The organism is Xenorhabdus cabanillasii, assembly GCF_003386665.1.
In the GTDB taxonomy this organism is placed as follows: domain Bacteria; phylum Pseudomonadota; class Gammaproteobacteria; order Enterobacterales; family Enterobacteriaceae; genus Xenorhabdus; species Xenorhabdus cabanillasii.
In genome coordinates, this window is sequence record NZ_QTUB01000001.1 from 3,700,604 (window position 1) to 3,717,071 (window position 16,468).

The window sequence follows — 16,468 nt, forward strand, 5'->3', positions numbered from 1 at the left end:
ACGGTATAGCTTTAATAAATGTTTAAAGAGATATCTAATAATTCATTATATTAAATCGGAGAATAATAATACTACCGAAGTTTTAAACTTTGTTCATCTACCAACAAAAATAATATTAAAAATATTACTAATAACTTACTAACAAAATAACTTAATAAAATTATTTATCAAGATAAAAAATGCCAATATAGCAATCAAATCATCAGCAAATGATTATAAAGATCTTTAAATATACCGCATTACATCTACAAGCCATAAAAAAATTGCCATAATAAACAAAAAATAATATAGACATCGACTCAAATGAGAATCACTATTGCATTGCAAAGGATTTTATAACCATGAGGTGACAAGGATGTATACTTGAAATTATCAAAAATAAAAACTTAATCATTAGCCGATAAATATTAACTATTTTTAATTAAGGAGAGTGTTGAAAGATTGCGAGATTATCTGTAATAACACTATGATAGATGATGCCAATACCTATTAAATGAAAATAACAATTTAATATTGAAAGATATAAAATATAGCACCCTTAATTATATCAATGCTAAAACATAAATTAATTAAGGTCAGGCAAATAATTAAATCTACTCATTTACACCATAAATTACAAATAACTTGTAAACGGAATACATTCGTATAATTTATTATGAGAATATCTGAGAATTCATTGCGTCCGAACTTATATCCTCTCCATCCTTCTCAGGAAGATGTGTTTTACGAACAAGCGCTTTATGAGAATAATCCGATACACAACCTCAATTGGTATACTGTGATAGAAGAAGAGGTTGATATAGCTCTGTTACAAAAAGTGTGGAACGTATTACATCAACATATTGATATGTTGCGCTTGCGTATATCGGTTAATGCAGACAATGAAGCGATACAATATCTTGAAGAACAGAGTAAACCGGAAACAATTATATTTCATAATGTTGCCATGCAGGCTGAACCTGAGAAATCAGCAATACTCTGGATGAAACAACACCTTGAAATACCAATGGATTATTTGAAGGAAACGCCATATCAGATTTTCTTGATCCGTCTGGCTGATGAAAATTATTATTTCTTCACTAAAATTCACCATATTATGATTGATGGTGTCGGATTATACCGGCTTCATAAATATGTCCATAAATTATACAAATGCTTTAAGGATGGCACATCAATAGCATGGCTGTCAGATATTCCACAATATTTAACAACAATAACCAAGGCAAGAGAATATTTAAGTACTATTCATTATGAAGAAGATAAAAAATATTGGCTTAATTTTCTAAAAGAAAATGAAATACACCAATTAATACCTTACTATAAAAATACAGGGCCTGGTAATAGTACGTTAATATTGCCCCTTCAAACTAAAAAAGATTTACTTGTTTTTTGCAATGAACATAAAACTAACTTACTGGCTGTCTTTTCTGGTCTTATCACTATTATGATGATAGAACTTACCGGGCAACAAGAGTTGGTATTTAACACGATCACACATGGAAGAAGGGAAAAATCAGAAAAATATATTGTTGGCATGCAGACAAGTACGTATCCCGTGTATTGCCACATCTCAAGCACATCCAGTGTGATTGAACAGATTAAGCGAATGGAATTAGCACTGAAAGACAGTTATCGTCACAGTAAATTTCCTCACTCACATCTTACCCGGCTTGCGAGCCAGCATAGGTTTTCTTTACCTAACATATCTATATTTTATGAACGTTTTTATGAATCAGCTGCTGAAATTACCGAAAATCAATATCACCATCTGGATGAGATATTTAATATTTATCCTATCGTCTTTCGATTGAAAGATTATGGATATGATCAGGAATTAAAAATAACGATCGATTATCGACAGGAATATTTTAGTGAACTGGATATCAGCCGGATACTTGAACGATTACAAAACCTATTCGTTGCCTTAATCAACAATCCTGCATTGTTAGTCAGTGAGTTACCTATTTTATTAGAGCAGGAACGCCAAACATTACTGCATACCTGGAACCAGCCCGATATACCGTATCCGCAAACCTGTACTCTCCAGCAGCAATTTGAGGCGCAGGCCGCAGCCAGACCGGACAGCGTGGCGCTGGTGTTTGAAGGGGAAACACTGACTTACCGCCAGTTAAATGAACGGGCGAACCAGTTGGCCGCGGTGATCCGGGCACACTATCAGCAGCAGCACAATGTCCCTATGCCTGCTGATACGCTGGTGGCTTTGTATCTGGATCGCAGTCTGGAAATGGTGATCAGCATACTGGCGGTGCTGAAAGCCGGCGGGGCTTATGTGCCGATATCTCCGCAATATCCGCCTGAGCGGATCCGGTTTATTTTGCAAGATACGGCATCATCTTGTGTAGTGACCCAACAGCAGTATCTGGCAACACTGGGGAAATATACCCAGACACGGGTTAAGCCGCCGGCATTGATAGCTGCGGATGATCAGGCCGTGACAGAAAACCCGCCGCCAGAAAATCCGGCTTCTGTGAATACAGCTGCGGATCTGGCTTACGTCATCTATACATCGGGCACGACCGGGCAACCGAAAGGCGTGTTGCAGACCCATCATAATGTTGTCCGTTTATTCGCGGCCACTCAGGGAGATTATCAGTTTGACCAGAATGATACCTGGGTGCTTTACCATGCTTACACCTTTGATTTCAGTGTCTGGGAATTATGGGGCGCATTGCTCTATGGCGGGCGTCTGATTATCCCGACAACAGAATACACGAAGGATTTCGGCAGATTCAGCCGCCTCTGCTCTGATCAGAAAGTTACCGTATTAAATCAGACGCCGGGGGCATTTTACGCCTTTATTGAGGCGTCATTGAATATGGATGCTGCATTTCCCCACCTTCGCTACGTGATTTTCGGCGGCGATAAACTGAACCCGGTTCAATTAAAACCCTGGTGGAACCGTTACGGCGATCAATCCCCGGCCCTGATTAATATGTATGGGATCACGGAAACAACCGTACATGTTACCTACAGGAAATTAACCCGGGACGACGCGATAACAGCATCCAATATTGGCCGGCCGTTAAATGACCTGTCTGCCTATGTATTGAATCATACCGGGCAGCCTGTACCGATTGGTGCGCCCGGAGAGTTATACATCGGTGGGGCCGGGCTGGCGCGCGGGTATTTAAACCGGCCTGAACTGACCGCCGGGCGGTTTGTGGCAAATCCGTTTGCCACGGATAAGGACAGAGCGCGCGGTTACACCCGCCTGTATAAAACCGGCGATTTGGTACGCTGGTTATCGGATGGCAATCTGGAATATCTGGGGCGCAACGATTTTCAGGTAAAAATTCGTGGTTATCGTATTGAACCGGGGGAGATTGAAAGCGCACTGGCTTTGCACCCACAGATCAGGCAGGCGGTGGTGATTGATTGTGAACATGAGGGTAATAAAGCCCTGGTGGCCTATTTGGTTGCGGAAAATACGGCTGTGGAAGGCGAACTTTCAGACGATAAGCTGATCAGCTACTTATCTGACCGCTTGCCGGAATATATGCTGCCGGCCAGTTTTACCCGTCTTGAGTCTGTACCACTGACCCTGAACGGTAAAGTGGATCGCCGGGCATTACCAGAGCCGGTCTGGGTAAATAGAGACAATTATGTGGCGCCGCGCAATGCACTGGAAACCCGGCTCTGTGCCATCTGGCAGGAAATATTAGGGCTGGAACGGGTTGGCATTGAGGATAACTTCTTCCGTATCGGGGGCAACTCCCTGACAGCGATTAAGCTGGCTGCGGCCATTCGCCGGACGTTGGCAATAGATGTTTCTCTGGCACAGGTGTTTGAGTTGAAAACGGTTGCCGGATTGGCAGCCCAGATGGGGCAGCAGGTCTCTATTGTCATTCCTCATATTGAGCTTGCCCGTTATCCCTTGTCCTTTGCTCAGGAGCGGATGCTGTTTATTGAGCAGTTTGAACAGGGCACTGATGCCTATCATATCCCTTATCTGGTTCAGCTGGATGATGATGCCTGCCTGCCATTGTTGGAAACCGCCATTAACCGGCTAGCTGAACGCCACTCAGTAATGAAGATGGTATACCACACTCATGATGACGGTCAGATTTATCAGCAAATATTGCATGAAAATCTGGTTATCAAATCCCAATCCTGTGAAGATGTTAATACGCTTCTGGACACAGTTCGCGCTGAGATAGCCACTCCGTTTGATCTGACCACAGAACCCAGTCTGCGCCTGTGTCACTATCCGGTTTCTGACAGCCACTATTTACTACTGTTGTGGCACCATATCGCCATTGATGGCTGGTCAATTGATATCTTTATGGCTGAACTGGCGGAAATTTACCAGTCCTTGCGGGAAAACCGCGACAGCCAGCTTGCTGCGCTGGATATCACCTATGGGGATTATGCCGCATGGCAACGCGACTATTTACAGGGTGACCGGCGTGAACGCCAACTCGCTTACTGGCAACAGGCTTTAGCCAGCCATGAATCACTGGCCTTGCCAACCGATTACCCCAGACCGGCTCAGGTGAATTATCAGGGACGGGATTTCAGTTTTGGGCTGAATACCCGGCTTTCTGAACAGTTAAGGCGTCTGGCAAAAACACAGGAAACCACCCTGTATACCGTGCTGCTCAGTGCCTTTTATGTCACGCTGGCAAAATTATCCGGGCAAAACGATATCATACTGGGGACGCCAACCGATAACCGCCACCACGCCCAGATTCAGCCCCTGATTGGGATGTTTGTCAACTCACTGGTCTTAAGGGCGCAGCTGCAACAAACTGTCAGCGTGGAAGCCCTGATTGAGCAAACCCATAAACAGGTTGCCGAAGCCAAAGCCCATCAGGATATGCCGTTTGAACAGCTCCTTGATGCCCTGAATATTGTACGTGATACCGCCCGCCACCCGATTTTTCAGATCATGTTTGGTTTGCAGAGCTTTGGAGAAAATCCGTCAGACAACCGCCTGCCATTCAGGCCGGTGACTCTGGATGAGCCGTTATACAGCCCCGCCAAGTTTGACCTCAGCCTGTTTATGTCCGACGGGCAAACCGAGATTACCGGTTGCCTGAATTACGCAGTCAGCCTGTTTAATGAAACCACCATCGTCAGGCTGGCAGAGAGCTATCAACGGGTACTGGAAGCCTTTGTGGCAAACCAGAAACAACCACTGTCCGCGCTGGATATTCTGTCCGCACAGGAGCGCCATACCCTGCTGCATACCTGGAACCAGACCGATGCGCCTTATCCGCAGGACAAAACCCTGCAACAACTGTTCGAAGCTCAGGTGGAAAGGACACCGGATAATATTGCACTGGTGTTTAAAGGAGATACACTGACCTACCGCCAGCTTAACGAACGGGCAAACCAGCTGGCCTGTGTGATCCGCGAACGCTATCAGCAACAGAATAATAAAACCATGCCGGCTGACACACCGATAGCCCTGTATCTGGATCGCAGCCCGGAAATGGTGATCACTATGCTGGCGGTGCTGAAAGCCGGCGGCGCTTATGTGCCGATTTCCCCCGCCTACCCCGCTGAGCGAGTACAGTTTATTCTGGCTGACACAGCAACACCCTGTGTACTGACTCAACAGCGGCATCTGGCTACACTGGCAGAATACAGCCAGGCACTCACGGCACAACCGGTACTCATCGCGGCGGATGACCGGACAATCACCGCCGGCCAGTCTGTGGAAAATCCGGTGCGGATAAACCGGTCAACCGATCTGGCCTATATCATTTACACGTCAGGCACCACGGGTCAGCCCAAAGGGGTCATGATTGAGCACAAAAATGTGGCTTATATAGTGGCAACGCAGGCCGAATTTTTCGATGCGACAAAGAGAACAAAAGTCTTAATGTTTGCTGCTTATGTATTTGATGCTTCTGTTTTCGAATTATTCCCTGGCTTATTTAATGGCCTGACTATTTACCTTTGCAGCGAAACAGAACGTAACGCTCCTGCAATTGCCAGACTCATTCAACGGGAAGGTATTGAGATTGCCTTATTACCCCCGGCCCTCTTGAAGTTGTTAATCGGTACGGAATTACCCTCCCTGCAATTATTGGTGACGGCGGGAGAGTCCCCCTCCCTGGATTTTCTGGCATATTTCAGCCAATACAGCTGCGTACTCAATGCTTATGGCCCGACAGAAACTACCGTTGTGGTAACCGGGAATGTGTATCAACATGGGGATATTGCAACCAATATCGGCAAAGCGAATCATAACGTCCGCCTTTACGTCCTTGATAGTTATGGCAATCTGTCTCCCGTCGGCGCACCGGGAGAACTGTATATCGGCGGCGCCGGGCTGGCGCGGGGATATTTAAACCGGACTGAATTAACCGCAGAACGGTTTGTGGCAAACCCGTTTGCCACGGATAAGGACAAAGAGCGCGGTTACACCCGCCTGTATAAAACCGGCGATTTGGTACGCTGGTTATCGGACGGCAAGCTGGAATATCTGGGGCGCAATGATTTTCAGGTCAAAATTCGCGGTTACCGTATAGAATTAAGTGAAATCGAAAGTGTGCTTACTTTCCATTCACAGGTCAAACAGGCGGTGGTAATTGACCGTGAATATAACGGAAATAAAGTACTGGCTGCGTATCTGGTCACGGAAGGAACACTGTCCGATGACAGCCTGATAGGCTATCTCTCCTCCCGCCTGCCGGAATATATGGTGCCGGCCAGCTTTACCTTTATTGACTCGATTCCTCTGACCCTGAACGGCAAAGTGGATCGCCGGGCATTACCAGAGCCGGTCTGGGGGAATAAAAACGGTTATGTGGCGCCCCGTAATGTACTGGAAACCCAGTTATGCACTCTTTGGCAGGAGGTCTTGGGGCTGGAACGGGTTGGCATTGAGGATAACTTTTTCCGTATCGGGGGGAATTCCCTGACAGCAGTTAAGCTGACCGCCGCCATTCGCCGGGTTTTGGCAACCGAAGTATCACTGGCACAACTGTTTGAACTGAAAACTATTGCTGGCCTGACAACCCAGATGGAACAGCAGACCTATACGGTTATCCCCCATCTGTCACGGGAACACTACCCGTTATCGTTTGCTCAGGAGCGGATGCTGTTTATCGAGCAGTTTGAACAGGGCTCTGATGCCTATCATATCCCTTATCTGGTTCAGCTGGATAATGATGCCTGTCTGCCTCTGTTGGAAACCGCCATTAACCGGCTGGCTGAACGCCACTCAGTAATGAAGATGGTATACCGCACTGATGATGACGGTCAGATTTATCAGCAAATATTGCATGAAAATCTGGTTATCAAATCCCAATCCTGTGAAGATGTTAATACGCTTCTGGACACAGTTCGTGCTGAGATAGCCACTCCGTTTGATCTGACCACAGAACCCAGTCTGCGTCTGTGTCACTATCCGGTTTCTGACAGCCACTATTTATTACTGTTATGGCACCATATCGCCATTGATGGCTGGTCAATTGATATCTTTATGGCTGAGCTGGCGGAAATTTACCAGTCCTTGCGGGAAAACCGCGACAGCCAGCTTGCTGCGCTGGATATCACCTATGGGGATTATGCCGTATGGCAACGCGACTATTTACAGGGTGACATTCGTGAACGCCAGCTTACCTACTGGCGACAGGCTTTAGCCAGCCATGAATCACTGGCCTTGCCAACCGATTACCCCAGACCGGCTCAGGTGAATTATCAGGGGCGTAATTTCAGTTTTGAGCTGAATACCCGGCTTTCTGAACAGTTAAGGCGTCTGGCAAAAACACAGGAAACCACCCTGTATACCGTGCTGCTCAGTGCCTTTTATGTCACGCTGGCAAAATTATCCGGGCAAAACGATATCGTACTGGGAACGCCAACCGATAACCGGCACCATGCCCAGACTCAGCCCCTGATTGGGATGTTTGTCAACTCACTGGTCTTAAGGGCGCAGCTGCAACAAACTGTCAGCGTGGAAGCCCTGATTGAGCAGACCCATAAACAGGTTGCCGAAGCCAAAGCCCATCAGGATATGCCGTTTGAACAACTGGTTGAAGCGCTGGGAATTGAGCGTGATACTGCCCGCCACCCGATTTTTCAGATCATGTTTAGTTTACAGGGCGCTGGAGAAAATCCGTCAGACAACCGCCTGCCATTCAGGCCGGTGACACTGGACGATTCTTTCCTGTACAGCCCCGCCAAGTTTGATCTCAGCCTGTTTATGTCCGACGGGCAAACCAGCATTACCGCTTATCTGAATTACGCAGTCAGCCTGTTTAATGAAGCCACCATCGTCAGGCTGGCAGAGAGCTATCAACGGGTACTGGAAGCCTTTGTGGCAGACCAGAAACAACCACTGTCCACGCTGGATATTCTGTCTGCACAGGAGCGCCATACCCTGCTGCATACCTGGAACCAGACCGATGCGCCTTATCCGCAGGACAAAACCCTGCAACAACTGTTTGAAGCTCAAGTGGAAAGGACACCGGATAACGTAGCACTGGTGTTTGAAGGCGCAACACTGACCTACCGCCAGCTTAACGAACGGGCAAACCAGCTGGCCTGCGTGATCCGCGAACGCTATCAGCAACAGAATAATAAAACCATGCCGGCTGACACACCGATAGCCCTGTATCTTGATCGCAGCCCGGAAATGGTGATCACTATTCTGGCGGTGCTGAAAGCCGGCGGCGCTTATGTGCCGATTTCCCCCGCCTACCCCGCTGAGCGAGTACAGTTTATTCTGGCTGACACAGCAACGCCCTGTGTGCTGACCCAACAGCGGCATCTGACTACACTGGCAGAATACAGCCAGATACTCACGGCACAACCGGTACTCATCGCGGCAGATGACCGGACAATCACCGCCGGCCAGCCAGTGGAAAATCCGGTGCGGCTAAACCGGCCAACCGATCTGGCCTATATCATTTACACGTCAGGCACCACGGGCCAGCCCAAAGGGGTCATGATTGAGCACAAAAATGTGGCTCATATGGTGACAACGCAGGCCGAATTTTTCGATGCGACAAAGAGAACAAAAACCTTAATGTTTGCTGCTTATGTATTTGATGGTTCTGTTTTCGAATTATTCCCTGGCTTATTTAATGGCCTGACCATTTACCTTTGCAGCGAAACAGAACGCAATGCCCCTGCAATTGCCAGACTCATTCAACGGGAAAATATTGAGATTGCCGCCTTACCCCCGGCCCTCTTGAAATTGTTAATCGGTACGGAATTACCCTCCCTGCAATTATTGGTGACGGCGGGAGAGTCCCCTTCCCTGGATTTTCTGGCATATTTCAGCCAATACAGCCGCGTACTCAATGCTTACGGCCCGACAGAAGTTACCGTTGTGGTAACCGGGAATGTGTATCAACATGGGGATATTGCAACCAATATCGGCAAAGCGATTCATAACGTCCGCCTTTACGTCCTTGATAATTACGGCAATCTGTCTCCCGTCGGCGCACCGGGAGAACTGTATATCGGCGGCGCCGGACTGGCGCGGGGATATTTAAACCGGCCAGAACTCACTGCCGGGCGTTTTGTGGCAAACCCGTTTGCCACGGATAAAGACAAAGAATACGGTTACACCCGCCTGTATAAAACCGGCGATCTGGTACGCTGGCGGCCGGACGGCAAGCTGGAATATCTGGGGCGCAATGATTTTCAGGTCAAAATCCGTGGTTACCGCATTGAGCCGGGAGAAATCGAAAGCGCCCTGGCTTCCCATCCACAGGTCAAACAGGCGGTGGTGATTGACCGTGAGCATAACGGAAATAAAGTACTGGCCGCTTATCTGGTCACAGATGCCATGTTATCAAATGAAATTCTGGTTGAGCACTTATCTGAGCGGTTGCCGGAATATATGGTGCCGGCCAGTTTTACCTTTATTGATTCGATTCCTCTGACCCTGAACGGCAAAGTGGATCGCCGGGCATTACCAGAGCCGGTCTGGGAGAATAGAGACAGTTATGTAGCGCCCCGCAATGCACTGGAAACCCGGCTCTGTACTCTTTGGCAAGAGGTCTTGGGGCTGGAACGGGTTGGCATTGAGGATAATTTCTTCCGTATCGGCGGCGATTCGATTGTCAGTATCCAGCTGGTCTCCAAACTGCGGCAGGCAGGCTTTTCACTGCAAGTTAAATCAATTTTTGAAGCACCGACCGTGGCCCGGTTAGCCCTGCTGCTGACACAGTCATCATTCACAGAAAATGTGGTGGCCGAACAGGGATTATTAAGCGGGGAATTTGATTTATTGCCTGTCCAGCAAGCTTTCTTCGACTGGGATTTATCGAATCCACACCATTGGAACCAGGCATTTATGATTCGGGTTCCCGGTAATATTAAGTCGGCACAGATTGGACAGGCCCTGATAATGCTGGCTGAACGGCATGATATGTTACGTGCTCGCTTTATCGATACCGGAAACGGCTACCGTCAGTGTTATTCCAGATTTCAGGGCTATTCCGGGATTCAGGACTGTTCCGGGGAAATGCCACCTTCACATCCCCTTTTACAGCACTGCGATATCCGGGGATTAAATAAGGAAGAGCAACATCAACAATTGACCCAATGGCAAAATGGGTTCGATTACAACAACGGACCATTGTGGCAGGCTGGGCACCTTACCGGGTATGCAGATGGCAGTGCCCGGTTATTCTTCGCATTCCACCATCTGATTATTGATACTGTGTCCTGGCGAATTATTGCTGAAGATATGCGCTTGTTATTACAGGGCATGACATTACCACCGAAAACCAGCAGTTATCGGCAATGGGTAATCGCTGTCCATCGTTATGCACAGCAGCATCAGGATGAAGTACCCTACTGGCAACAGGTGATAGCAGGAAACGACATCAAACCCGCGCAGGATGACCTCACTCGTCACTTGTTAAGCATTTCTGCTGAGATGACGGACATACTTCTGCATGAAGCCAACACCGGTTACCATACAGAAATTAACGACTTACTGCTAAGTGCACTGACACTGGCCCTGCAAGAGACTTTCTCCCAAGCCGTAAACCACATCCTTCTGGAAGGACATGGACGGGAATCTATTGATAACACATTGGATATTTCTGAAACCGTGGGCTGGTTCACTACAATGTATCCCGTTCGCCTGGCAATGCAGACAGATATTGCTGAAACCATTATTTACACCAAAGAGATGCTTCGTACTGTACCGAACAAAGGCATTGGTTACAGCACGTTACATCAAGCAGGACACCTGACTGGCGATTTACCGGCTATCAGTTTCAACTATCTCGGCCAGTTAGAAGTAACCAGCCATCAAGACTGGTGCATAACCAACGATGATTGTGGGACTGTGACAGCCAGTGAAAATGGCAGTCATTTACTACTGGGCATCAATGGTGCCGTTCAGATGGGAAAACTGCAATTTAGTGTGGATTCCCGCTTGCCACAGGCTCAGACAGCGATATTTATCACAGCATTTGAGCAAGCACTCAACAGCGTCATTGCGACTGGTCAAAAGCAGGCTCAATCAGGAGGAGTAAAAACGCCCAGTGATTATGGTATTGAAGGACTTTCAGTCAAGCTCTTGTGCAATCTTCAACAGCGGTATCAGATTGAAGCACTGTACCCTGCCACCAGCTTGCAGCAGGGATTTATTTATCATCATCTGGCTCATCCACAAGATGATGCCTATCGTGTACAAATGCTGTTGGATTATCACACCAACGTCGATTTTGCTATCTACCAACAAGCCTGGTCACTGGCTTCGCTGCGTTTCCCTATTCTCAGAACTGCATTTGATTGGGAAGAAAAAATATTACAGATCATAACAATGGATACCAGTATTGGGCCAGCGAACTTCAAGATTAAAGATATCAGTCAGTTATCAGAAGAGAACCGAAACAAGGCGATTGACGAAATTCAACAACACGATCGAACCCGGCCTTTTAATTTAAGTCAGCCCGGCTTAATCCGTTTCACTCTCATCAAGCAAGATGAACAGTTAATAACAGTATTGATCACACAACATCATTGTATTGCCGATGGCTGGAGTAATCCGATTCTATTACAAACTGTGCATGAGTATTACAACCAACTGATAAACGGGCAAACACCCCAGATTGTGGTGGAACAGGCTTATCTGGCAACTCAGCAATATCATCTGGATCATAAAGCTGAGTCAGACACCTATTGGTCGGAACGTAAAACACAATTTCAAGGAGCCAATAATTTTTCTGCTCTGTTAAGTCATCACGTTGATTTAACGCAGATAAAAACTGTGGAAAAACCCGCTGAACAGCTACTCACTGTACAGGGAAATGCTTATGAGCAACTGAAGAACATGTCCAGAACACAAGGTGTTACTCTGAATGTGATACTGCAATTTGCCTGGCATAAATTACTGCACAGCTACACGGGTGATGAACAGACTATTGTGGGCACTACCGTATCCGGCCGCGATGTACCAGTGGATAAGATTGAATCCAGTGTTGGCCTGTATATCAATACATTACCGCTGATGGTGCAATGGGATCAGACAAACAGTGTGGCTGCCGTCTTACAGGACATACAGAAAGATATCGCCGCACTCAATAGCCACAGTGCTGTTTCACTTGCCAGTTTACAATCCGACGGAGAACGATTGTTCCATAGCCTGCTGATCTTTGAAAATTATCCAGTTCCAGTGGCGAGCGAAAACAAGGAAGGTATAGAGCACACCCTGACGTTCCGTCAGTCCGTCGAAAAAGTGGAGTATCCGATCTCGTTGATGGCCTATGAGCAGGGCAACAGTTTAATAATGAAATTAAGTTATGGTGAAAACTGGCTGACAGAAAAACAAGCCCGGCGTTTGCTTTGTCAGCTCGAACGTATTCTGCACGCGGTAGCCTGCAACCCGAATCAGTCACATACGTCAATAACATTCCTCAGTGAAGAAGAACGCCATACCCTGCTGCATACCTGGAACCAGACCGATGCGCTTTTTCCGCAGGATAAAACCCTGCAACAACTGTTTGAAGCTCAGGTGGAAAGGACACCGGATAATATCGCACTGGTGTTTGAAGGAGATACATTGACCTACCGCCAGCTTAACGAGCGGGCAAACCAGCTGGCTCATCATCTGATTGCATTAGGAGTTAGCCCGGACGACAGAGTGGCGATTTACGCCGAGCGCAGTCTCTATTTGGTGGTGGGACTGTTGGCTATCCTCAAGGCCGGCGGTGCTTATGTGCCGCTTGATCCGGCACAGCCAAGCGAGCGGTTGGTCTATATGATTAAAGACTCCGCACCCGTCGCATTACTGACCCAAACAGCGTTGTTTGATGCCCTGACCGGCACCATGTCTGCGGTATCCTTACTGGCCGATTCCTTATCAGCAAATTCATTACCGATCATCACACTGGACAATCAGGTATCGTTAATAACAGCCCTGCCGGATCACAATCCGAATATCTCAGAACTGACTGCCGATCATCTGGCTTATGTTATCTATACTTCTGGTTCAACGGGTCAGCCCAAGGGCGTAATGAGCAATCATCAAACCCTGTGTAATCGGTTATTGTGGTTCGTTCGTGATATTGCGATATCGCCACTGGTGGCCGCACTGAAAACCAGTATCAGCTTTGTCGATTCAATCACCGAAACACTGGGTACGTTGCTGGCTGGCGGTAAACTGGTAGTGTTCAACAACCATGACGTGAAAGATCCCATCCGTTTCAGTCAAGGTTTGCGCCGTTTCGGTGTCAATTATCTGGTGGTTGTACCTTCACTGCTCAAGCTCTTGTTACAAAATCGCGATGATAGTGATTGTCTGAAACCAATTCGCCTATTAATTTGCAGCGGCGAACGACTCGCGCCTGAGCTGGCACGACAGGTTGTGACACATTACCCTCAGCTTCGGTTGCTCAATTTTTATGGTTCTTCCGAAATCAACGGCGATGCCACATGGTATGAATACCGTGCTGCTGAGGGTATACCGGAAGTCTCCGTGATCGGCAAACCGATCGCCAATATCCAAAGCTATATCCTTGACGGCTCTGGTCAACCTGTTCCCATCGGGGTTACGGGTGAAATCTATATTGCTGGCCGAGGCGTCGCCCGCGGCTATCTGAACCGCCCGGAATTGACTGTCGAACGTTTTCTTATCGATCCATTCTCCCCGCAACCTAATGCACGTATGTTCAAAACGGGTGATCTCGGTCGCTGGCTGCCCGATGGTAATATTGAGTATCTCGGTCGCAATGACTTTCAGGTCAAAATCCGCGGCTACCGCATTGAACTGGGGGAAGTTGAAAACATCCTCACTTCTCACCCACAGGTAGAACAGGCAGTGGTAATCGACCATAATCACAAAGGAAATAAAGTGCTGGCCGCGTATCTGGTGGCAGATGGCGCACTGTCTGATGACACTCTGATCAGGTATCTCTCTTCCCGCCTGCCCGAATACATGCTGCCTGCCAGCTTTACTCGTGTTGAGTCCGTTCCACTGACCCTGAATGGTAAGCTAAACCGCCACGCCCTGCCTGAACCAATCTGGGGGGATCGTAACAACTATGCCGCGCCCCGCAATGCACTGGAAACCCAGTTATGTACCATTTGGCAGGAGGTCTTGGGGCTGGATCAGGTTGGTATTGACGATAACTTCTTCCGTATCGGTGGTAATTCCTTAATGGCAATTAAGTTGACCACAGCGATACGCCATGAAACAGGAGTTGATATCCCTTTGAATGTTTTATTTAACTGCAAATGTATTTCTTTGTTATCTCAATGGCTGAAAACAGATAATGCAAAATTCAGTTTACTTAATTCCTTAACACCCAAATCAATTGCAACCAATAAATTGTTTATGGTTCATCCCGCTAATGCCGGTAGTGAAGTCTATGAATCTCTGGCAAATACCTTATCTGATGTGTATAAGTGCATAGGCATCGATAATTATAATCTTTGCACAGATAACCAAATAAATTCACTACACCAATTAGCTCAAATCTATATGGAGTTAATTCTGACAGAAACGTCTATTGATCAACCTATTCACATCCTGGGATGGTCATTAGGTGGACAATTAGCGATGGAAATTGCATTTAAATTAGAACAGCTTGGTGCAAAAAAAATTCAGCTGTTCTTATTAGATGCTATCATTAATAACGATGAGCTAGGAGAGCTCAGAAACAAATTAGATATGTCAAATAAATATCGGGAGATTACTGAAAAATTGCAGGAAATGGGAGCAAGCGATACTTATATCAATAAGGTATTGGAAGCAGTACCATTTGAATTTGGCATAGCTAACTGCAATTTAAGCGGAAAACTATCCCACACAAACATCACGTTATTTAAAGCTGGTCAAATGAATCCATTTAATAAAGAAGGAACTGGATTCACGATGAATCAATTGATAATAGAAACACCAGATAATAATATTTCCCAATGGACAACCAATCCATTAGTCATTAAATTGATTCATGATCGTTATCACGAAAATATTATCGAAGCTGTTTCCATTATCAGCACAGAAATAGTCAATACATTCAAAATTAAGGATAATATGACTATACCCTATGACTGCAAAATGCAGCGCAGCCAACAAAGCTGCAATTTGAAAGATGATGGGTATATAAATTAACTTAATTATTATTAACGAGGCTGGCACTGCTGGCCTCGTCAGGAAGGATAGAGTCTCAACGCCACTCATATTATTGAGCAGCGTTTTTATTTCTCTCCATATTATTTTACCTTCCTATTTAATCCGGCAAAAATAATCCCGAATTAAAACGCAACCGCAACTTTTAAGAAAACCTGTGAACCAACCGGACGATTAGCTACAGCAAGATCTTCCTGCCACTTCAGAGCCACCAGCCAACCTTTATCATTAGCGTAACGAACAGAAGGGCCAAGACCAAATGCACTCGCTTTGCCCTGTGCTGAGTTTGGCCAGCTGTCATTTATCATCTGCTGGAAAATAACTTATCGCCCAAACAGGTTGAATCATCCAGTAATTTTTCCCCAGGCTGGAGGGATTATTACGATTATAAGGCGCTGTTGGTACGTTAATATTCACTCCTACAACATAGCCCAAATCAGGAGCAGGATGGTAACCCAGAGCGGGGCCAAAAGTGAGATCGCCTGACCCTTTTAAAGCCAGGAACAGGGATCAAAGCACCATCATTTCCCCTAATCCGGTTATAGTGAATATTGCCACCATAAAACAAGATATGAACACCCGGTGGAGGTAACGCACCTGACAGAAAGTTATCCATAATTTGATTAGCGCCGCGCAAGCTGACGGGCAACAAGGTAGCCGGAAGTCCCGGCTAACCCAGGGTCAGGATGTGTTGAAGCCCCAATATGAAATACATTACTGACAAAAGTTTGATGTGCTCGTGTACCTTGCGAAGAGGCAAAAGGACGCAGCCAGAAAAATTGATCCGGTGAGCAAATTCCTGAATAGGGATCTTTCCCAACCAAATTGCAATTCAATGCCTGTAAATCTGCCGGAGAATGCAGCGCAACCAACAAAACTGTTATTTGAAAG

The 16,468-nt window shown here is 46.6% G+C and carries 4 protein-coding genes; 1 reads left to right on the forward strand and 3 read right to left on the reverse strand.

Translation table 11 applies throughout. From position 1 onward, the window contains the following. Positions 1 to 676: 676 nt before the first annotated feature. Positions 677 to 15,559 carry a non-ribosomal peptide synthetase gene (locus BDD26_RS16525; protein WP_244922758.1) on the forward strand — a complete coding sequence of 4,961 codons (14,883 nt, stop codon included), beginning with the start codon at positions 677 to 679 and terminating at the stop codon, positions 15,557 to 15,559. 143 nt (positions 15,560 to 15,702) lie between these two features. On the opposite strand, the gene BDD26_RS20370 is transcribed toward BDD26_RS16525, so the two are convergent. From BDD26_RS20370 to BDD26_RS16535, 3 genes are all read right to left on the reverse strand, one after another. Then, the gene (locus BDD26_RS20370) at positions 15,703 to 15,885 is read right to left on the reverse strand and encodes a transporter (protein ID WP_244922759.1); all 183 of its coding nucleotides are present in this window, start codon (positions 15,883 to 15,885) and stop codon (positions 15,703 to 15,705) included. Beyond that, positions 15,875 to 16,012 (reverse strand): transporter, encoded by a 138-nt coding sequence (locus BDD26_RS20375; protein WP_244922760.1) that lies wholly within the window; start codon positions 16,010 to 16,012, stop codon positions 15,875 to 15,877. Before BDD26_RS20375 ends, BDD26_RS20370 begins: the two co-directional genes overlap by 11 nt. A gap of 188 nt (positions 16,013 to 16,200) precedes the next feature. Further along, positions 16,201 to 16,452, reverse strand: a complete 252-nt coding sequence (locus tag BDD26_RS16535; RefSeq protein ID WP_244922761.1) for a hypothetical protein — start codon at positions 16,450 to 16,452, stop codon at positions 16,201 to 16,203. Between the last annotated feature and the right edge of the window lie 16 nt (positions 16,453 to 16,468).